General features: G+C 70.4%; 14 protein-coding genes. 7 read left to right on the forward strand and 7 right to left on the reverse strand.

The window, feature by feature from the left end; translation table 11 throughout:
- Nucleotides 1–73: 73 nt before the first annotated feature.
- The 4 genes from AB0C75_RS18980 to AB0C75_RS18995 all read right to left on the reverse strand — a co-directional run bounded on the left by AB0C75_RS18980 (nt 74) and on the right by AB0C75_RS18995 (nt 6,863).
- Nucleotides 74–3,874, reverse strand: a complete 3,801-nt coding sequence (locus AB0C75_RS18980) for a multifunctional oxoglutarate decarboxylase/oxoglutarate dehydrogenase thiamine pyrophosphate-binding subunit/dihydrolipoyllysine-residue succinyltransferase subunit (protein ID WP_362892170.1) — start codon at nt 3,872–3,874, stop codon at nt 74–76.
- A gap of 259 nt (nt 3,875–4,133) precedes the next feature.
- The gene (locus tag AB0C75_RS18985; RefSeq protein ID WP_362892172.1) at nt 4,134–5,210 is read right to left on the reverse strand and encodes a HAMP domain-containing sensor histidine kinase; all 1,077 of its coding nucleotides are present in this window, start codon (nt 5,208–5,210) and stop codon (nt 4,134–4,136) included.
- Nucleotides 5,207–5,944 (reverse strand): response regulator transcription factor, encoded by a 738-nt coding sequence (locus tag AB0C75_RS18990; protein WP_014154105.1) that lies wholly within the window; start codon nt 5,942–5,944, stop codon nt 5,207–5,209. Before AB0C75_RS18990 ends, AB0C75_RS18985 begins: the two co-directional genes overlap by 4 nt.
- Before the next feature lie 232 nt (nt 5,945–6,176).
- Nucleotides 6,177–6,863, reverse strand: a complete 687-nt coding sequence (locus AB0C75_RS18995) for a spermidine synthase (protein ID WP_362892174.1) — start codon at nt 6,861–6,863, stop codon at nt 6,177–6,179.
- Between the two features lie 279 nt (nt 6,864–7,142).
- Here AB0C75_RS18995 and lon point away from each other — a divergent pair, with 279 nt between their 5' ends.
- Nucleotides 7,143–9,575 carry an endopeptidase La gene (gene lon, locus AB0C75_RS19000; RefSeq protein WP_362892176.1) on the forward strand — a complete coding sequence of 811 codons (2,433 nt, stop codon included), beginning with the start codon at nt 7,143–7,145 and terminating at the stop codon, nt 9,573–9,575.
- Nucleotides 9,576–9,671: 96 nt separating this feature from the next.
- On the opposite strand, the gene AB0C75_RS19005 is transcribed toward lon, so the two are convergent.
- On the reverse strand, nt 9,672–10,424 hold the full coding sequence (locus AB0C75_RS19005) for a polysaccharide deacetylase family protein (RefSeq protein WP_362892238.1): 753 nt from the start codon (nt 10,422–10,424) through the stop codon (nt 9,672–9,674).
- Nucleotides 10,425–10,737: 313 nt separating this feature from the next.
- On the opposite strand from AB0C75_RS19005, the gene AB0C75_RS19010 reads away from it, so the two are divergent.
- Entirely contained in the window at nt 10,738–11,235 is a 498-nt protein-coding gene (locus AB0C75_RS19010; protein WP_362892178.1) for a MarR family transcriptional regulator, read from the forward strand.
- 33 nt (nt 11,236–11,268) lie between these two features.
- Here AB0C75_RS19010 and AB0C75_RS19015 read toward each other — a convergent pair whose 3' ends face one another.
- Nucleotides 11,269–12,054, reverse strand: a complete 786-nt coding sequence (locus tag AB0C75_RS19015) for a hypothetical protein (protein WP_362892180.1) — start codon at nt 12,052–12,054, stop codon at nt 11,269–11,271.
- Nucleotides 12,055–12,422: 368 nt separating this feature from the next.
- Here AB0C75_RS19015 and AB0C75_RS19020 point away from each other — a divergent pair, with 368 nt between their 5' ends.
- From AB0C75_RS19020 to AB0C75_RS19040, 5 genes are read left to right on the forward strand one after another with little or no spacing between them, the layout of a single operon-like run.
- Nucleotides 12,423–15,344: a nitrate- and nitrite sensing domain-containing protein gene (locus tag AB0C75_RS19020; RefSeq protein WP_362892182.1), complete on the forward strand. Its 2,922-nt coding sequence runs from the start codon at nt 12,423–12,425 to the stop codon at nt 15,342–15,344.
- Nucleotides 15,341–15,820 (forward strand): roadblock/LC7 domain-containing protein, encoded by a 480-nt coding sequence (locus tag AB0C75_RS19025; protein ID WP_362892184.1) that lies wholly within the window; start codon nt 15,341–15,343, stop codon nt 15,818–15,820. The genes AB0C75_RS19020 and AB0C75_RS19025 overlap by 4 nt, the downstream gene beginning before the upstream one ends.
- Nucleotides 15,817–16,230 carry a DUF742 domain-containing protein gene (locus AB0C75_RS19030; protein WP_362892186.1) on the forward strand — a complete coding sequence of 138 codons (414 nt, stop codon included), beginning with the start codon at nt 15,817–15,819 and terminating at the stop codon, nt 16,228–16,230. The genes AB0C75_RS19025 and AB0C75_RS19030 overlap by 4 nt, the downstream gene beginning before the upstream one ends.
- Nucleotides 16,211–16,861: an ATP/GTP-binding protein gene (locus AB0C75_RS19035; RefSeq protein ID WP_362892188.1), complete on the forward strand. Its 651-nt coding sequence runs from the start codon at nt 16,211–16,213 to the stop codon at nt 16,859–16,861. Before AB0C75_RS19030 ends, AB0C75_RS19035 begins: the two co-directional genes overlap by 20 nt.
- Nucleotides 16,862–16,885: 24 nt before the next feature.
- Nucleotides 16,886–18,127 (forward strand): styrene monooxygenase/indole monooxygenase family protein, encoded by a 1,242-nt coding sequence (locus AB0C75_RS19040; protein ID WP_362892190.1) that lies wholly within the window; start codon nt 16,886–16,888, stop codon nt 18,125–18,127.
- Between the two features lie 120 nt (nt 18,128–18,247).
- Here AB0C75_RS19040 and AB0C75_RS19045 read toward each other — a convergent pair whose 3' ends face one another.
- Entirely contained in the window at nt 18,248–19,393 is a 1,146-nt protein-coding gene (locus AB0C75_RS19045) for an NlpC/P60 family protein (protein ID WP_362892191.1), read from the reverse strand.
- Between the last annotated feature and the right edge of the window lie 14 nt (nt 19,394–19,407).

The raw sequence follows: 19,407 nt of genomic DNA on the forward strand, positions 1-19,407 counted from the left end.
GCCGGAAAGCCGGATGGCCCGGCCCCGCGAGAAGCTCGCGGGGCCGGGCCATCCGGTGACGTACAGCCGCTGGTCAGGCCTCGAAGACCTCGGCGAGCAGCTGTGCCTGCTCGGCCTGGTGGCGCTTGGCAGAGCCGACCGCGGGGGACGAGCCGTGCGGACGCGAGATGCGGCGCAGACGCTCACCGTGCGGGACGTCCGAACCGACGGCCAGGTCCAGGTGGTCGATCAGGTTGAGCGCGATGAACGGCCACGCACCCTGGTTCGCCGGCTCCTCCTGGGCCCAGAGGTACTTCTCGGCGTTCGGGTACTTGGCGATCTCGGCCTGGATCTCCGCACCCGGCAGCGGGTACAGACGCTCGAGACGGATGATCGCCGTCTCGGTGTCACCGCGCTTCTCGCGCTCGGCGTCCAGGTCGTAGTAGAGCTTCCCGGAGACGAAGACGACCTTGCGGACCTCTTCGGCCTTGACCGAGTCGTCGCCGATGACCGGACGGAAGCCGCCGGTGGTGAACTCCTCCGCCTTCGACGCCGCCGCCTTGAGGCGGAGCATCGACTTCGGCGTGAAGACGATCAGCGGCTTGTGGTGCGGGTTGTGCACCTGCCACCGCAGGAGGTGGAAGTAGTTCGAGGGGAGGGTCGGCATCGCGACCGTCATGTTGTCCTGCGCGCACATCTGCAGGAAACGCTCCGGGCGGGCGGACGAGTGGTCCGGGCCCTGGCCCTCGTAGCCGTGCGGGAGGAGCAGGGTGACGCCGGACGTCTGGCCCCACTTCTGCTCGGCCGAGGAGATGAACTCGTCCACGACGGTCTGCGCGCCGTTGACGAAGTCGCCGAACTGGGCCTCCCAGATGACCAGGGACTCCGGACGGGCCAGCGAGTAGCCGTACTCGAAGCCCATCGCCGCGTACTCGCTGAGCAGCGAGTCGTAGACGTTGTACCGGGCCTGCTCGTCGGAGAGGTAGAGCAGCGGGGTGTAGTCCTCGCCGGTCTTCTGGTCGACGAGAACGGCGTGACGCTGGCCGAACGTGCCACGGCGGGTGTCCTGGCCGGCGAGCCGGACCGGGGTGCCCTCCATGAGCAGCGAGCCGATGGCCAGGGTCTCGCCCATGCCCCAGTCGATCGTGCCGTTCTCCACGGAGGCGGCACGGCGCTGCATCTGCGGCAGGAGGCGCGGGTGGACGGTGATCCCGTCGGGGATGTTCACCTGCGACTCGGCGACCAGCTTCACGACCTCCGAGGACACCGCGGTGGTCACGGCCACGGGGAACTCGGCCTGCACGTCCGGGACGTGCGGCTGGGCCGGCGCCGACGTGGCCTCGCGGACCTCCGCGAACACCTTCTCCAGCTGGCCCTGGAAGTCCTGGAGAGCCTGCTCGGCCTCTTCCAGCGTGATGTCGCCGCGACCGATGAGGGACTCGGTGTAGAGCTTGCGCACCGAGCGCTTCTTGTCGATCAGCGTGTACATCTGCGGGTTGGTGAACTCCGGGTTGTCGCCCTCGTTGTGACCGCGGCGGCGGTAGCAGATGAGGTCGATCACGACGTCCTTGTTGAACGTCTGCCGGTACTCGAAGGCGAGGCGCGCGACACGCACCACGGCCTCCGGGTCGTCACCGTTGACGTGGATGATCGGCGCCTCGATCATGCGCGCCACGTCCGTGGCGTACATCGAGGAGCGCGACGCCTCCGGGGCGGCGGTGAAGCCGACCTGGTTGTTGATGACGACGTGAACCGTACCGCCGGTGCGGTAGCCGCGCAGCTGCGACATGTTGAGGGTCTCGGCGACGACGCCCTGGCCCGCGAAGGCCGCGTCGCCGTGGAGCGCGACGGGCAGGACCGTGAAGTCCGTGCCGGCCTTGTTGATGATGTCCTGCTTGGCGCGGGCGATGCCCTCCAGGACCGGGTCGACCGCCTCCAGGTGCGAGGGGTTGGCGGCCAGCGAGACCTTGATCTGCTCGCCGTCCAGACCGGTGAAGGTGCCCTCGGCGCCCAGGTGGTACTTGACGTCACCGGAGCCGTGCATCGACCGCGGGTCGAGATTGCCCTCGAACTCGCGGAAGATCTGCGCGTACGACTTGCCGACGATGTTCGCCAGGACGTTCAGCCGGCCGCGGTGGGCCATGCCGATGACGACCTCGTCCAGGCGCGACTCGGCGGCGGAGTCGATGACCGCGTCGAGCAGCGGGATGACGGACTCGCCGCCCTCCAGCGAGAAGCGCTTCTGGCCGACGTACTTGGTCTGCAGGAACGTCTCGAACGCCTCGGCGGCGTTGAGGCGGCGCAGGATCCGCAGCTGCTCCTCGCGCTCCGGGGCCGGGCGCGGACGCTCCACCCGGTCCTGGAGCCACTTGCGCTCCTTCGGCTCCTGGATGTGCATGAACTCGATGCCGGTGGTGCGGCAGTACGACTCACGCAGGACACCGAGGATGTCGCGGAGCTTCATCATCGTCTTGCCGGCGAAGCCGCCGACCGCGAAGTCCCGCTCCAGGTCCCACAGGGTGAGACCGTGCTCGGTGATGTCCAGGTCGGGGTGCTTACGCTGGCGGTACTCCAGCGGGTCGGTGTCGGCCATGACGTGGCCGCGGACCCGGTAGGAGTGGATCAGCTCGAAGACCCGCGCGGCCTTGGTGACGTCGTCGTCGTGCGAGGCGTCGATGTCCTTGAGCCAGCGGACCGGCTCGTAGGGGATGCGCAGCGCCTTGAAGATCTCGTCGTAGAAGCCGTTCTCGCCGAGCAGCAGCTGGGACAGGACACGGAGGAACTCGCCGGACGCGGCGCCCTGGATGACCCGGTGGTCGTACGTCGAGGTCAGGGTCATGACCTTCGAGATGCCCAGCTTGTTCAGGGTGTCCTGCGACGTGCCCTGGAACTCCGCCGGGTAGTCCATCGCGCCGACGCCCATGATGAGGCCCTGTCCGGGCATCAGACGGGGCACCGAGTGGACGGTGCCGATGCCGCCGGGGTTGGTCAGCGAGGCGGTGACGCCGCTGAAGTCGTCCATACCGAGCTTGCCGGTGCGGGCGCGGCGGACGATGTCCTCGTAGGCCTGCCAGAACTCGAAGAAGTTGAGCGTCTCGGCCTTCTTGATGGCCGCGACGACCAGCTGGCGGTCGCCGTTCGGCTTCACCAGGTCGATGGCCAGGCCGAGGTTGACGTGCTCGGGCTTGACCAGGGTCGGCTTGCCGTCCTTCACCGCGAAGGAGTGGTTCATCGCGGGCATGGCCTTGAGGGCCTGCACCATCGCGTACCCGATGAGGTGGGTGAAGGAGATCTTCCCGCCGCGGGCTCGCTTCAGGTGGTTGTTGATGACGATGCGGTTGTCGAAGAGCAGCTTCACCGGCACGGCGCGGACCGACGTGGCCGTCGGGAGCTCCAGGGAGGCGTTCATGTTCTTCGCGACGGCGGCCGAGGGGCCGCGCAGCGTCACGTACTCCGGGCCGGCGGGGGCCTCGCCCGTGGCGTCCGCCTTGGCGGCGGGGGCCGGGGCCGCCTTCGCCGGCGCGGCCGGAGCCTTCGCGGGAGCTGCCGGAGCGGCGGCCGCGGGCTTGGCCGGCGCGGCCGGAGCAGCGGCCGTGGTCCTGGCCGGGGCGGTGTTGTTCACGGTGTTCGCGGCGGTGGTGGCCGGAGCCGGGGCCGGGGTCACCGCTCCCGCGGTTGCGGGGACGGGCTTGTCCGCCGTGCCGGATGTGCCCGGCTTGTAGTCGGCGAAGAAGTCCCACCAGGCGCGGTCGACCGAATTCGGGTCCTGGAGGTACTGCTGGTAGATCTCGTCGACTAGCCACTCATTGGGGCCGAAAGCGGCGGCCGGGTTGGACCCGGAGCCTGCTTCTTGTTCGGTCGAGATGCTCGAGTTACTGGGGGACTGAGACGACACGGCGGCAACCGCCCTCTTCCGCTTCACAAGGTGATGGACAGCGGAAATCAAGGCTACGCCTCCCGAGCCGTAACGTGCAGGCCGGGCCGGTCTTCGTCGTGCACATCACATCTGAAGCCGGGTTTCGGCGCATGAAATGGCGGGAAACAAGCAGGGTTCCACTGCCCTTCGGGTACGCGAGGCCAGTACTGAGGCCCCTTGGACCGTATCTCTTTCCCGGCCGGGAGGGAGAACGGGGCCCTCCGCTTCGAACACGGCGTCAACCGTGGATCTGTGAGCTCCCCGGAAGGGTGACCTGGATTCGGCAGCCACGGGTGGATTCGGCCACCCCGATGCGGCCGCCGTGCAGATCCACCGCCCAGCGGGCGATGGCGAGCCCGAGACCCGTGCCGCCGTCGGACCCCGGTCCGTGCGGGGAGGGCGCCTGGCCACGGTTGAAGCGCTCGAAGACCCGGTGGCGCTCCGCCTCCGGGATGCCGGGCCCTTCGTCGATCACCTCCAGCTCCAGCGACTCGGGGTGATCCCCGCGCCGGGCCAGGACGGTGACCCGGCCGTGCGGCGGGCTGTGCTTGACGGCGTTGTCGATCAGGTTGGCGACCACCTGGTGCAGGCGTTCCGCGTCCGCGTGGGCCGTCAGCTCGGGCGGTGACACGTCGAGGTGCAGATGGACGTCGGTACGCGAGTGGTTGCCCGACCCCGAGGAGAGCCGGCGCTGCGAGGCGGCGAGATTGGCCTCCTTGAGCACACCCGACAGATACGGCCAGACCTCGAAGCGGCGCGCCTTGATCGTCACCACGCCGTTGTCCAGCCGGGAGAGGTCCAGCAGGGTCTCCACCAGCCGGCCCAGGCGTTCGGTCTGTTTCAGCGCCGTACGCATCGTCTCGGGATCGGCGGCGGACACCCCGTCGACCACGTTCTCCAGGACGGCTCTGAGCGCCGCGATCGGTGTGCGCAGCTCGTGCGAGACGTTGGCCACCAGCTCCTTGCGGTGCCGGTCCTCCGCCTCCAGGTCGTCCGCCATGCGGTTGATCGTCTGCGCCAGGTCACCGAGCTCGTCCCGCCGTCCGGCGCCACTCACCCGTCTCGTGTAGTCGCCGTGCGAGATCGACCGCGCGACGGCGCGCATCTCGTCCAGCGGCGCGGTCAGACCGTGGGCCACGAACTGGGTGATCAGCAGGGTGGCGATCACCGAGAAGACCGTGATGAAGCGGAATTCGGTCCTGGTGCGCAGCGCGACGATCAGCAGCCCGGTCGTGATGAACACCGAGACCACCACGAGCGTGCCCAGCTTGGCCTTGATGGAGAACGGCCGCAGTCCTGAGCCGGGCCACGTCATGGCGCGGGTGTCTCCAGGGCGTAGCCGACGCCGTGCACTGTACGGATCCGCTCGGCGCCGATCTTCCGGCGCAGGGCCTTGATGTGGCTGTCGACCGTACGGGTCCCGGAGGCGTCCGCCCAGTCCCAGACCTCGGCCAGCAGCTGCTCCCTGGACAGCACGGCGCGCGGTGTGTTGGCCAGGCAGACCAGCAGGTCGAACTCGGTCGGGGTGAGGTGTACGTCGTCGGCGCGCACCCGGACACGGCGCTGCGCGTGGTCGATCTCCAGCTCGCCGAGGCGCAGGATGCCGCTGCGCGGCGTCACCGCGGCCAGGGCGGCCCGCTCCACGCGGCGCAGCAGGACGTGCACCCGTGCGGCCAGCTCCCGCATGGAGAACGGCTTGGTCATGTAGTCGTCGGCGCCGACGCCGAGTCCGACCAGCATGTCGGTCTCGTCGTCGCGTGCGGTGAGCATCAGCACCGGCACAGGGCGCTGGGCCTGCACCCGGCGGCAGACCTCCAGGCCGTCGAAGCCGGGAAGCATGATGTCGAGCACCATCAGGTCGGGCTGCCAGGCCTCGGCCGCGTCGACGGCCGCCGGGCCGTCCAGCGCGGTCTGCACCAGGAAGCCCTCGGCCCGCAGCCGGGCGGAAATGGCGTCGACGATTGTCGCGTCGTCCTCTACCACCAGCACCCGGCGCTGAGCCCCGGGGGTGGCCGCGACGCCGTTGTGGGTGGTGTGTGTCTGTTCCATCGCCCCGCCCCTGCCCGTTCTCGCGGGGGCCATTCCCCCGGAGGCACGGTTATCGCTTGTGGTTTTCGTCGGTGATCCCTTGTGCCGGTCAGAGCGTAAAGGCAGAAGGCGCCTCTCGGCTACGCAGGGTGTTGTCCGTCGTGAAGGTGTTACCCACGGGATAGGAGACGGATCGGCGGACCTGCGCCGCCGGATCCATGATGGGGCAGGGATGTGGACACCTGGTGAGGGTTCAGTCGTCCCTGAGTGCGAGATGGACCACGTCCGGCACACCTCGGGCAACGGCTACTTCTTCGGTCGTTACTGCGCGGAATCCGGCATTCCGCAAAGCGCGGTCGAACGCGGGGGACGGCTGGGCGGACCACACGGCGAGGACTCCGCCGGGCGTCAGACGCGCCCGGCAGGCCGCCAGTCCGGCCGGTGAATAGAGGTTTCCGTTGTCATCGGTGACCGTCCAGTCGGGGCCGTTGTCGATGTCCAGGCACAGTGCGTCGTAACGCTCCGTGGTCGTATGGAGGTGGTCGACGAGGTCCGTACGGAGGATCTCGGTGCGGGGATCGGCGAGCGCGGCCCCGGAGACACGGGCGAGCGGCCCGTCGAGGTGCCAGTCGACGATGGCCCGCTCCCGCTCGACGACCGCGATCCGTCCCCAGCGCGGCTCGGTGGCGGCCCGCACCAGTGAGAAGCCGACGCCGAGGCCGCCGATCAGTACCGACGGGTCCGGCCTCCCGGCGGGCAGGGCGGCGAGCGCCGCGTCGATCAGCAGTCGCTCGGAACGCCCGTCGGAGGTGTCCATCAGGAAGCAGCCGTTGGCGATGATCTCGAAGTCGTCGCCGCGCTCGCGCAGGACGACTTCGCCGAACGGCCCTTCGCGCCGGTCCAGGACGACGGGGCGGTGGGCGTCTGTGGCGGGCGGCATGGGCGCGTTCTCCGGTCTCCGGGCAGGCGTCGGTTCACTCGTGCAACGGTCCATTTTGCCCGGGGCCGGTCCTGCGGGCCAGCCGGTTGTTCCGGTCTCACCCGCAGGGTCGCGGAGATCTCGCGGGCGGTCCGGGGAATGGGCGGGCTCCGTGCCGCGCTGGCGTAGAGACGGCAGGTCGTACGGCTGATCGCTGAGAGCGAACGCAGGGCGGGGAACATCTCGCTGCTCACAAGCATTGAGTCCACATAGCTCAACTTGCCTGCCGAAGGGGAGATCATGACTGCTGAGTCGAATGCATCGAAGGCGTTCACGCCCGTCGACCTGCCCGTGCTGCCGCTCGACGACGAGGTCGTGCTGCCCGGCATGGTGGTGCCGCTCGACCTGTCGGACGCCGAGGTGCGCGCCGCCGTGGAAGCCGCCCAGGCCGTCGCACGGCCGGGGGGCGGCAAGCCCGAGGTGCTGCTCGTGCCGCGTATCGACGGGAATCACGCCGGGACCGGCGTCCTGGGGACCGTCGAGCAGGTCGGTCGGCTCTCGGACGGGGACCCGGGCGCACTGATCCGGGCCCGTGACCGGGTGCGGATCGGCGCGGGTACCAGTGGGCCCGGCAACGCGCTGTGGGTGGAGGGCACCCGGATCGACGTATCCCTGCCCGACCCCGTCCCGGGCTCCGTCGCCGAGCTCGCCAAGGAGTACAAGGCCCTCGCCACCAGCTGGCTGAAGAAGCGCGGTGCCTGGCAGGTCGTGGACCGGGTCCAGCAGATCGACGACATCTCCGCGCTCGCCGACAACTCCGGGTACTCGCCCTTCCTGACCATCGCCCAGAAGATCCAGCTGCTGGAGACCGCCGACGCGGTCGCCCGGCTGAAGCTCGCCGTCCAGTGGCTCGGTGAACACCTCGCCGAGCAGGATGTGGCCGAGTCCATCGCCAAGGACGTCCAGGAGGGCGTCGACAAGCAGCAGCGCGAGTTCCTGCTGAGGCGTCAGCTCGACGCCGTACGCAAGGAGCTCACGGAGCTCAACGGTGAATCCGGTTCCGGCGCGGACGAGTCCGACGACTACCGGGCCCGTGTCGAGGCCGCCGACCTCCCCGGGCACGTCCGCGAGGCCGCGCTCAAGGAGGTCGAGAAGCTGGAGCGTGCCTCCGACCAGAGCCCCGAGGGCTCCTGGATCAGGACCTGGCTCGACACCGTCCTCGAACTCCCCTGGGCCGAGCGGACCGAGGACGCGTACGACATCAAGGGCGCCCAGGAGATCCTGGACGCCGAGCACGCCGGCCTCCAGGACGTGAAGGAACGCATCACCGAGTACCTCGCGGTGCGCAAGAGGCGTGCCGACCGTGGTCTCGGCGTCGTCGGCGGCCGGCGCGGCGGTGCCGTCCTGGCGCTCGTCGGACCGCCCGGTGTCGGCAAGACCTCGCTCGGCGAGTCCGTCGCGCACGCCATGGGGCGCAAGTTCGTCCGGGTCGCGCTCGGCGGCGTCAGGGACGAGGCGGAGATCAGGGGTCACCGGCGTACGTACGTCGGCGCGCTGCCCGGCCGGATCGTACGGGCGATCAAGGAGGCCGGTTCGATGAACCCGGTCGTCCTGCTCGACGAGATCGACAAGGTCGGCTCGGACTTCCGGGGCGACCCGGCGGCCGCCCTGCTCGAAGTCCTCGACCCCGCGCAGAACCACACCTTCCGCGACCACTACCTGGAGGTCGAACTCGACCTCAGCGACGTGGTGTTCCTGGCGACGGCCAATGTCCTCGAAGCTATCCCCGAGGCCCTGCTCGACCGCATGGAGCTGGTCACGCTGGACGGCTACACCGAGGACGAGAAGGTCGTCATCGCCCGGGACCACCTGCTCCCGCGCCAGCTGGAGCGGGCCGGTCTGGAGAAGGCGGAGGTCGGTCTCGACGAGTCCGCGCTGCGCAAGCTGGCCGGCGAGTACACCCGGGAGGCCGGGGTGCGGAATCTGGAGCGCGCCGTCGGGCGGCTGCTCCGCAAGGTCGCGGCCCAGCACGAACTGGGCGACCGCGAACTGCCGTTCACGGTGACCGACGCCGACCTCAGGGGCCTGATCGGCCGGCCGCACCACGTGCCCGAGTCCGCCCAGGACCCGGCCGAGCGCCGCACCGCGGTGCCGGGCGTGGCCACCGGACTCGCGGTGACAGGGGCGGGCGGCGACGTGCTGTTCGTCGAGGCGTCGCTGGCCGACCCGGAGACCGGGGCCTCCGGACTCACACTGACCGGTCAGCTCGGTGACGTGATGAAGGAGTCCGCGCAGATCGCCCTCAGCTTCCTGCGTTCGCACGGTGCGGAGCTGGAGCTGCCGGTCGCGGACCTCAAGGACCGGGGCGCGCACATCCACTTCCCGGCGGGCGCGGTCCCGAAGGACGGCCCGAGCGCCGGCATCACGATGACGACGGCGCTGGCCTCCCTGCTCTCGGGGCGGCTGGTCCGGACGGACGTGGCGATGACCGGTGAGGTGTCGCTGACCGGGCGGGTGCTGCCGATCGGCGGCCTGAAGCAGAAGCTGCTGGCCGCGCACCGGGCCGGCATCACGACCGTGGTGATCCCCAAGCGCAACGAGGCCGACCTGGACGACGTCCCGGCCGAGGTCCTCGACACCCTGGAGGTCCACCCGGTCAACGATGTCCGTCAGGTGCTGGAGATCGCGCTCGCCCCGGCGTCGGTGCGCGACAGGATCCCGGCCGCCGCGTAGGCGCCATGCTGTGACGGGCGTGGCATCACGCCGACGGCCGGTAACGGTCGGCCCGCCCTCCACCCGGAGGGCGGGCCGACTCGTGTGCGGGGCGGGTCAGGGGCGGTAGACCGTGCCGGGCTCGGGCTCCGCGGGAGCCATCAGCTGGGGGACCGTCACCAAGGTGTAGCCGTCCTTCCGCAGGGCGTCGATGATGCCCGGCACCGCGGGGACCGTGCCCTTGTAGATGTCGTGCAGCAGGATGATCCCGTCCTTGTCCGCCTGGTCGAGCGTCCGCTTCCTGATCAGGGCGGAGTCCGTCGTCGAGTAGTCCTTGGCGGTCGTGCTCCAGAGGATCTGGGAGAGGCCGAGCTCCTTGCTGATCCCGGAGACGGTGTCGTCGGTGCGGCCCTGCGGAGGACGCATCAGCCGGGGCTTCCTGCCCGTGATCTCCGCTATCGCGTCCTGGGTCTTCGCCAGCTCGGCGCGTATCTCGTCGGGCTTCTTGTCCGTCAGGATCTCGTGCGACCAGGTGTGGTTGGCGATCTCGTGCCCCTCGGCCTGCATGCGGCGGACGGTGTCGGGGTGCTTGAGCACATGGTTCCTGCCCAGCAGGAAGAAGGTGGCCGGCACCTTCTTCTCCTTGAGGATGTCCAGGAGACGCGGGGTGTCGTCCCCGGGCCCGGCGTCGAACGTCAGCGCGATGCACTTGGCCTTGCGGCAGTCCACGGTCCCGAAGGCCCCCTTGGCGTCGGAGGCGGCGTCGGCGCGTGCGGATCCCGGAGCCGTGGTCTGCATGGAGCAGCCGCTCAGCGTGAGTGTGAGCACCGTCACCAGCGCGGCAGCCAACCGCTTGGCCGACGGGGTCATCTTTCCGTGCACAACGGACACAGCGCGTCACATCTCCTGAGCTCTGCCGCACACCGGCGGTGCGGTACGCCGAGGACTATACATAGAGTGTATACGCGCAGTGTGTAGTGGGATGTGAGGCAGCGTCGCACCACTGGGCCCCGCTGATCCGGAGCTTGTCGCCGGGCCCGTCCTGCCGTTCCGCGTCAGCTCAGCCGTTCGCCGGTGCCGCCACGAAAGAGGGTCCGCCGGTCGGAGGGCGACTCCTGCGAAATACTGGCCGAGCTGCGGCGATGACCGGAGTTGGAAGAGACTTCCATCGGCAGGAAAGCGTATGAGGGGTGCTGACGTGCACGGGAGCGGAGGCGGCGGTGAACCCGGTGCAACGGCCGGAAGCGGTGTGGACCATGAATTCCTCGCTTTGGAACGCGAGTTGGCGGTCTTTCTGCGCCGGGCGCGGGCCAATTCCGGGGAGATGGCGCGCGAGGTCCATCCGGACCTGGAGGCCGCGGCCTACGGCCTTCTCGTACGGCTGGAGTCGGCCGGACGCCAGCGCGCCACCGATCTCGCCGCCTACTTCGGCGTGGGCAAGGCGACCATGAGCCGCCAGCTGAGGGCCCTGGAGGGTCTCGGCCTGGTGGCACGGGAGACCGACCCGGCGGACGGCCGCGCCTCACTCGTGCACCTCACCGACGAGGGCCTGGCGCGCTTCCGCAGTGTCCGTGACGCCCGCCGCGGCCGTTACGCCCGCAAGCTCGCCGACTGGAACCGCGCCGAGGTCGCCGAACTCGCCCGGCTGCTCCATCACTTGAACGAGCGCGCCGAGGACTGAGGCGTGCCGCAGTGGCAGCCGGGAGCGGGCCCGTCAGAGCGTCACCAGCATCGCTGTCGCATCGTCATGCGTCTTGCCGCGCCGCAGATGTACGCGGTCGGTGTCGGCCCGCTCCAGCTCCCGTACGCGGTCGATGAGCCCCTGGGGCCCCTCCTTGCGGAGCAGCCCCAGGGTGGCCGTCCAGTCGCCCTCCCGGAACTTCTCCGTCCAGCGGCTCGCCCCGTCGGTCAGTGCCGCCAGTGCCCTCACTTCGTCCTGCGGGGTCTCGCCGGTGACGGCGCGTGAGGACACCAGTGGGTCGGCCGCCGCGGTGAAGAAGCCGCCCTCCTTGTTCCGTACGCGGGCGTCCGCGATCTCCTGCGAGGCGAGCGAGCCCGGCGGCAGCCGGTCGATCCGGTCGTCGAGCAGCGGCCGGACCGTGCCGTCCGGCGCCTCGACGAGCAGGGCCGAGTCGGAGAGCACCAGGTGCTCGACCCGCTCGTCGTCCCAACGAGCCAGGACCACCGTCGCCTGAGGCGTACGCGGGTGAGAAAGGTCACACAGGGGGCCGTGTGACGCGGCGGTGCGCCGGATGGACTCCGAGAGGATGTCGGCCAGGGTCAGATCCCGCCGCGAAGCGGACAGTTCGGCCAGGGCGCCGCCCAATCGTGCGGTGAACCAGGGAACCGAGTGCACGCAGCCGTCGCTGCCCGGAGGGGGCGTGACGCCGTCGAGGAGGACGAGGGCCCCGCCCTGGCCTGCCGCGGGGGCGACGGCCGAGGCCCAGTCCTCGTTGGGGCGTTCGGGGCTGCCGGGCTCGGTGGCGAGTTCGATACGCATCGGATCAGTCTGCACGACGCCTTCACCGGCCCCGCGTGAACCGGTCCTCCTGTCGTACCAGCAGGTCAGGTGACCGCCGTTGGCGGAATCCGGGGCTCCGTGCATATGCGGGCGGGCATACTGCCAAAGGCTGGCCCGAAGTTCCACCCGGTGGCCCGTGCATGGCCTGCCGCGTCCGTGGGGAGACTTGTTCGCCAACTCCGGAGTGATGTTCACTCCTTCGAGTGGCGGAGCGGTTGATGCACGGCCCCCTCTCAAAAGCACTGGAATGGTCAGAAGCCGTACGGCGCACCAGGGCGGGGTTCCCATTCACGTGACCGTGCGTCACCTCTGCTTCAAGGGCGGACGAGTCAAGATTGCGAGCACCGGTGCAGAAGAAGCGGCCTCGGAGCAAGGACAGCACGCGCGAGGAGTCCGAGGCGATGCCTCAGGCAGCGGGTGCCTCCAAGCGGACCGTGCGGGTACGCAGCCGGCTCGTCGCCGGCGTCGCCGTCGTGGGGATCACCGTCATCGCGGCGGGTGCCCCGGCGGCCCTGGGCGCCTCATCCGATCTCAACGAGTCCCAGCGGCTGGTCACGCTCGCCGAGCTGAACCAGCAGGCGATCACCCTCGCGCACGCGCTCGCGGACGAGCGGGACGAGGTCACCACCTACATCGCGGGCGGCCGTAAGGACGACGAGGACGGCACCACGGGCCCGGCGGCCCGTGTCGACCAGCAGGTGGACGAGATCGAGGGCGCCGCTCCCGAGGCGCTGCGCCGGGACCTCGCCGCCCTTCCCTCGCTGCGCAGGACCGCCCTCACGGGCGAGGGCTCGGCGATGGAGGCGTACCAGGCGTACTCCGAGGTGATCGCCAAGCTGCACGGCATCGCCGACGAGCTCGCCGAGAAGACCCCGCCGCGCGCCGCCGACGCCTCCCGCGCCCCGCTCGCACTCGGCGGCGCGGTGGAGCAGGCCTCCGCCACCAAGGGGCTGATCCTGGCCGCGCTCGCCGTGCCCGGCACGAAGCCTCAGCAGCAGCAGATCGACCCGCTCACCGGCCTGCCGATCGAGACCCAGGCGGAGGGCGACAGCGACGACGACCGCAACCGCGACGAACTGAGCGCGGCGGCCCAGCAGGCGCGGGTGCGTGAGCTCGCCTCGCTCGCCGAGTTCGACCAGGCGGCCGGTTCGTCCGCCCGGGACCGGCTCGCCTCCACGGTCACCGGCCCCGAGGTCACCGGCGCGGAGAAGTACCTCACCCGGTTCACCGACCGCCCCGAGCTCTCCGACTCCGACCGTGCGGCCGACCCCAAGAAGGCCGAGGCGGCACTCTCCGCCCGGATCGACCGCATGCGCGGAGTCGAGTCCGCGCTGGGCACCGCGCAGGTCAAGCGGCTGGAGGGACTGCGCGACGACGACGTCACCGCGCTGGAGCTGCGCCTCGCCCTGCTCGGCGGCTGCCTGCTGATCGCCGTAGGTGTCTCCACCACCGTCGCCCGTACCCTCACCCAGCCGCTCGCCGTGCTGCGGATCGGGGCCGGCCGGATCGCCGCCGAGCCCGAGACCGCCGAGCCGGTCCGCTACACCGGGCGCAACGACGAGTTCGCCCAGGTCGTACGGTCCATCAACACCCTGCACGGCAAGCTGCACGGAATGCAGCAGGACATCACAGGACGGGTCGGCGGCCTTCAGGCCGAGCACGGTGAACTGCTCGCGGGCCGGGAGGCCCTCACGCGTGAGCGGGCCGAACTCCAGACCGGGGTCCAGGAGCTCACCGGGCAGCTGGAGCGGCTGCGGAACACCGTCCACCACACCTTCGTGAATCTGTCGCTGCGCACGCTGGGTCTCGTCGAGCGCCAGCTCGCCGTCATCGAGGGCATGGAGGAGCGCGAGCAGGACCCGGAGCGCCTCGCGACCCTCTTCAAGCTGGACCACATGGCCACCGTCATGCGGCGTCACAGCGAGAACATGCTGGTGCTCGCCGGGACCGACCACAACCAGGGGCACGCGGGCCCGATCCCGCTCGTCGACGTACTGCGCGCGGCGGTCAGCGAGATCGAGCGGTACGAGCGGGTCACGATCCAGTCCCTGCCGCCGCACGCCCAGGTCGCGGGCTTCGCCGCCGACGACCTGAGCCACCTGGTCGCCGAACTCCTGGAGAACGCGACCTCCTTCTCCCCGCCCGACTCCCATGTCGAGCTCTCGGGCTGGCTGCTGGAGACCGGGGAGGTGATGCTCTCCGTGCAGGACGAGGGCATCGGCATGTCGGCGGTCCGGATGGGCGAACTCAATGCCAGGCTGGCCGACCCGGCGTCCTTCGAGGCGGGCGAACAGGCCGCGGACGGGGCCGGGCTCGGTCTTCAGGTGACCTCGCTGCTGGCCGCCCGCCACGGCGTACGGGTGCAGTTGCGCGAGCAGAAGGGGAGCGGGGTGACCGCGGTCGTCGTCCTTCCGCAGGCGCTGCTGCCCAAGGCGCCGCCCGCTGTCACCCCGCCGCCCGTGCCGCTGCCGGGGGACGCGCCCACGCTCAATCTCCCGGGTTCGGTCGCCGAGGCCAACTCCAACGCGCTGCCGCCCCGTTCGGCCGACCAGGCCGGCGATCCGATGATCGAGGCCGCCGAGCGGACCCTGCGGGAGACGGCCCCGGAGCACGCGACGCCGGCCGCTGTCGACGAGCCGGCCGCTGTCGAGCCCGGGCCGGCCGCCGCCGAGCCCATGGCCGCGGCCCCCGGGCCCGCGGCCGAGCCCGAGCCCGCAGCGCCGGTCGCCGACCCCGAGCCCGTGGCGGACGGCCCGGAACCCACGCCCGAGCCCGCGGCGCCTGCCGCCGAGGCCGAGGAGTCCGAGGCCGAGACCACGATGCAGGTACGGCTGCCCGCGCAGCCGGACGCGCCGAGCCCGTACGCCATCGGGCCCGACCGCCATGAGCGCGCCGCCGACACGAACCCCGTGCCGGCCCCCGCGTCCGCCCCCGCAGCCGACGCCCTTCCTGGCCCCCGGCAGCCGCTGACCGGACTGGGCGAGGAGGTGCCCGACCCGGCGCCCTCGCCCGAGCGCCTCACGGACAAGGGGCTGCCCAAGCGCACCCCGAAGATCGCCGCGTCGCCGTCCGCCCCGGTCACCGAGCGCAAGGGCAGCCTGGACAAGGAAGCCCTGCGCCGCAGGCTCGGCGGGTTCCACCAGGGCGCGAAGGACGGCCGCCGCGATGTCGAGGCGGAGATCGCCGAGACGGGGCAAGAGACCGACCATGACCGTACCGACGGTCGCATCGATGAGACGGGGGACACAGTCGAGGAGGCACGCAGTTGACTGCGCCCAGCACATTCGGGCTGAGTTCCGAGGCCCGTAACCTTCACTGGTTGCTGAGCAATCTCGTGGAGGAGGTGCCAGGGGTCCACTCGGTCACCGTCGTCTCGTCCGACGGACTGATGCTGCTCTCCTCGGACGCCGGTCTCGCGAAAGGCGGGGCAGCGGGACGGCGGACCGGCCCCCGGGGCTCCAGCGCCGACCTCGCCACCATCGTCTCCGGCATCGGGTCCCTCACGATCGGCGCCGCCAAGCTGATGGACGGCGGCGGCGTCAAGCAGACGATGGTCGCGATGGACGAGGGCAGTGTCTTCGTCATGTCGATCAGCGACGGCTCCCTGCTCGGTGTGCACGCCACCCCCGACTGCGACATGAGCGTCATCGCCTACCACATGGCGCTCTTCGTCGGCCGTGCCGGACACGTACTCACCCCCGAACTCCGCAGCGAGCTGCGCAAATCGATGGAGAGCGCCCAGTGACGTCAGCTGCTGAACCCGTACGAAAACTCCCCGTCAGGGGCGCCGACCGCAAGGCCGCACGGGTCCGTCCGTACTCCCTCACCGGCGGCCGTACCCGCTTCGGCCACGTCCTGCTCGTCGAGACGTTCGTCGCCGCGCTGGACGCCCCCGAGGAGCGCCGGGAGCTCACGAACGGCAATCTCGCCTCGCGTGTCATGCCGGAGCTCAAGGCCATCGTGGAGCTCTGCCGCCGCATGCGTACGGTCGCGGAGATCTCCGCGATGCTGAAGATGCCGCTCGGCGTGGTCCGGGTGCTGCTCAGCGACTTGGCCGACCAGGGAAAGATCCGCGTCTACGGGACCGGTCACGGCACCGGACAGCCCGACCGCGCGCTGCTCGAAAGGGTGCTCAATGGACTCCGCCGTCTCTGAGGCGCCGCTCTTCACTCCGCGTCAGCGGGAGCCGCAGGACGGGCCCGAAGAGACGGTGCAGAACTGGCAGCTCGACCACACCCGCGCGCCGATCGCGACCAAGATCGTGGTCGCGGGCGGATTCGGCGTGGGCAAGACGACCTTCGTCAGCTCGGTCTCCGAGATAGACCCGCTGCAGACCGAAGCCCTGATGACGCGGGCCAGTGAGGAGACCGACGACCTCACCGCCACGCCCGACAAGGTCACCACGACCGTCGCGATGGACTTCGGCCGGCTCACCCTGGGCGACGACCTCGTCCTGTACGTCTTCGGGACGCCAGGGCAGCAGCGCTTCTGGTTCATGTGGGACGACCTGGTGCGCGGTGCGATCGGCGCGATCGTCCTGGCGGACACCCGCCGCCTCGCCGACTGCTTCGCCGCCCTCGACTACTTCGAGAGCTGCGGCCTTCCCTACGTCGTCGCCGTCAACCACTTCGAGGGAACCATGGGCTACGAGGAGGGTGATGTCAGGGAGGCCCTGACGATACCTCCGCACGTGCCTGTTGTGGTCATGGATGCGCGTAGGAGGATCACCGTCGTGGAGTCGCTGCTTGCCCTGGTGCGCCACGCCCTCGACGTCGCCCCCGAATAACGACAGTCGCAACGGAGAACCGCGATGCGGAAGATACTCATAGTCGGGGCCGGCCAGTCCGGACTCCAACTCGCCCTCGGACTCCAGTCCCAAGGGTACGAAGTCACCCTGATGTCCAACCGCACCGCGGACGAGGTCCGGTCGGGCCGGGTCATGTCGACGCAGTGCATGTTCCACACGGCCCTCCAGCACGAGCGCGACCTCCAGCTCAACTTCTGGGAGTCGCAGGCCCCGCGGATCGAGGGTCTCGGTGCCTCCGTCGCAGGCCCTGACTCCTCGCGGATCATCAACTGGGTCGGCAAGCTGGACGGCATCGCCCAGTCCGTCGACCAGCGCGTGAAGATGGCCGGCTGGATGGAGACGTTCGCGCAGCGCGGCGGGCAGCTCGTCATCCATGGTGCCGCCGTCTCGGACCTTGACTACTTCTCGCGCACGTACGACCTGGTGATGGTCTCCGCCGGCAAGGGCGAGCTCGTCTCCATGTTCGACCGGGACGCGGCCCGTTCGCCGTACGACGCCCCGCAGCGCGCGCTGGCGGTCGCCTATGTCCACGGTCTCGGCCCGCGCCCCGAGCACCCGGAGTTCGACGCGGTGCGGTGCAATCTGATCCCGGGGGTCGGCGAGCTCTTCGTCATGCCGACCCTGACGATGTCGGGCCGTGCGGACATCCTGTTCCTGGAGGGCATCCCCGGCGGCCCGTTCGACGCCTTCCAGGGCATCAAGGATCCGTCGGAGCACCTGGCCAAGACGCTGGAGCTCATGGAGAAGTACGTCCCGTGGGAGTACGCACGCGCCACCAAGGTCGAGCTGACCGACGCCAACGCCACGCTGGCGGGCCGTTACGCCCCGACCGTACGCAAGCCCGTCGGCCGGCTGCCCGGCGGCGGTCTGGTCCTGGGGGTGGGAGACGTGGTCGTCGCCAACGACCCGGTCACCGGGCAGGGTTCCAACACCGCGTCCAAGTGCGCGCACTCCTACCTGCACTCGATCCTGGAGCACGGCGACCGGCCGTTCGACGAGGAGTGGATGGAGGCCACGTTCGCGCGGCACTGGGAGAACACCCAGCACGTGGTGAAGTGGACGAACGCCATGCTCGCCCCGCCGCCCGAGCACGTGCTGAACCTGATCGGCGCGGCCGGTCAGCTCCAGCCGGCCGCCGACCGGTTCGCCAACGGGTTCAACGACCCGGCGGACTTCGAGAACTTCTTCTACGAGCCGGAGAAGACGAACGCGTACCTCGCCGAGCTCTCGGGCGCTCAGGGCTGACACGCGCACGGAGACCGTGCCGTCACGCCCGTCACGAGGGTGCGGCGGTCCGGCTCTCAGGTGCTCGGCGCCAGGCGCCCGGTGTCCGGCTCTCAGGCACACGGTGCCAGGCGCCCGGTGTCAGTCGTCCTGGGCGTCGAAGCCGGTGTCGGCCCCCGAGGTGGCGCCCTCGGGCAGTTCCGGCAGGGTGTACGCGCTGAGCGGCTCGCCGTCCGGGTCCGGGCGTACGGCCCCCAGCAGCGGGTTCGAGGCCAGCGGCGAGACCTTCACGGTGGCGCCGGGCCTGGGCGCCTGCACCACGAGACCGTTGCCGATGTAGAGCGCCACATGGGTGGCCTTGGGGAAGTAGACCACCAGGTCACCGGGGCGCAGTGAGCCGACCGGCACCTTCGGCAGCTGCCGCCACTGTTCCTGCGAGGTACGCGGGATGTCCCGGCCGGCGGCCGACCAGGCCTCCGAGGTGAGCCCGGAGCAGTCGTACGACTCGGGGCCCTCGGCGCCCCACACATACGGTTTGCCGATCTGCTCGATGGCATAGCTGACGGCCTCACCGCCCTGCTCGGTCGGCGGGCGTACGGAGCTGAGCGCCCCGGATGCGGTCAGCGCGCCCTGGGCCGCTCCGATGTTCTTCTCCTCCAGCTCCGACAGCGCGGCGAGCTGTTCGGCCGACAGCGAGGCCAGCATCGCCTCGATGCCCTTCAGCTGGGACTGCACGGAGTCGCGCTGCTTCTTCTGCCGGTCGGTCAGCACCCGTTGGCGCTCCTGTGCCTCCCGGGACCTGGCCTCCAGGGCCTCGGCTCGCTTCTCCGCGCCGGTCAGCCGGTCCACCGTGGCCGATCTGCCGGCCTGCGCGTGCTCGATGACATGGCTCTGCTCCAGGGCGCGGGCCGGATCCTCGGCCAGCAGCAGCTGCATGTACGCGGAGAAGTCGGTGCGCCCCTGGTACTGGTCACGGGCCAGCTGTCCCGCGTCCCGGCGGCCGGTGTCCAGCGCGGCCCTGGCCTTGGCCAGTTCGGCGCGCACCTTCTTGGCCTCGGCGGTCCGCTTCTTCAGCTCTTCCTCGGTGCCCTTGTACAGCTCGCCGGACTCCTCGGCCTTCCGGTAGAGCGTCTGGAGCTGCTTGAGGAGTCCGGCGACGCTCTGTGGCGCCCCGGCCGCCGGGGCGGGCGCCGGCTCGGGCCCTGACGGCACGGCGACGGCGGGGGAGGCGGCGACGACCGCGGCGAGGGCCGCGGTGCAGAGGGTGCGCGCGAACCTGCGTGACACGACATCACCTCCGG

The organism is Streptomyces sp. NPDC048565, assembly GCF_040650935.1.
Classification (GTDB): Bacteria; Actinomycetota; Actinomycetes; order Streptomycetales; family Streptomycetaceae; genus Streptomyces.

Bases quoted from the DNA above. Each gene is read 5' to 3' on its own strand.
- AB0C75_RS18985 (WP_362892172.1), bottom strand. From the start codon at position 5,210: ATGACGTGGCCCGGCTCAGGACTGCGGCCGTTCTCCATCAAGGCCAAG.
- AB0C75_RS18990 (WP_014154105.1), bottom strand. From the start codon at position 5,944: ATGGAACAGACACACACCACCCACAACGGCGTCGCGGCCACCCCCGGG.
- AB0C75_RS18995 (WP_362892174.1), bottom strand. From the start codon at position 6,863: ATGCCGCCCGCCACAGACGCCCACCGCCCCGTCGTCCTGGACCGGCGC.
- lon (WP_362892176.1), top strand. From the start codon at position 7,143: ATGACTGCTGAGTCGAATGCATCGAAGGCGTTCACGCCCGTCGACCTG.
- AB0C75_RS19005 (WP_362892238.1), bottom strand. From the start codon at position 10,424: ATGACCCCGTCGGCCAAGCGGTTGGCTGCCGCGCTGGTGACGGTGCTC.
- AB0C75_RS19010 (WP_362892178.1), top strand. From the start codon at position 10,738: ATGAGGGGTGCTGACGTGCACGGGAGCGGAGGCGGCGGTGAACCCGGT.
- AB0C75_RS19015 (WP_362892180.1), bottom strand. From the start codon at position 12,054: ATGCGTATCGAACTCGCCACCGAGCCCGGCAGCCCCGAACGCCCCAAC.
- AB0C75_RS19035 (WP_362892188.1), top strand. From the start codon at position 16,211: ATGGACTCCGCCGTCTCTGAGGCGCCGCTCTTCACTCCGCGTCAGCGG.
- AB0C75_RS19040 (WP_362892190.1), top strand. From the start codon at position 16,886: ATGCGGAAGATACTCATAGTCGGGGCCGGCCAGTCCGGACTCCAACTC.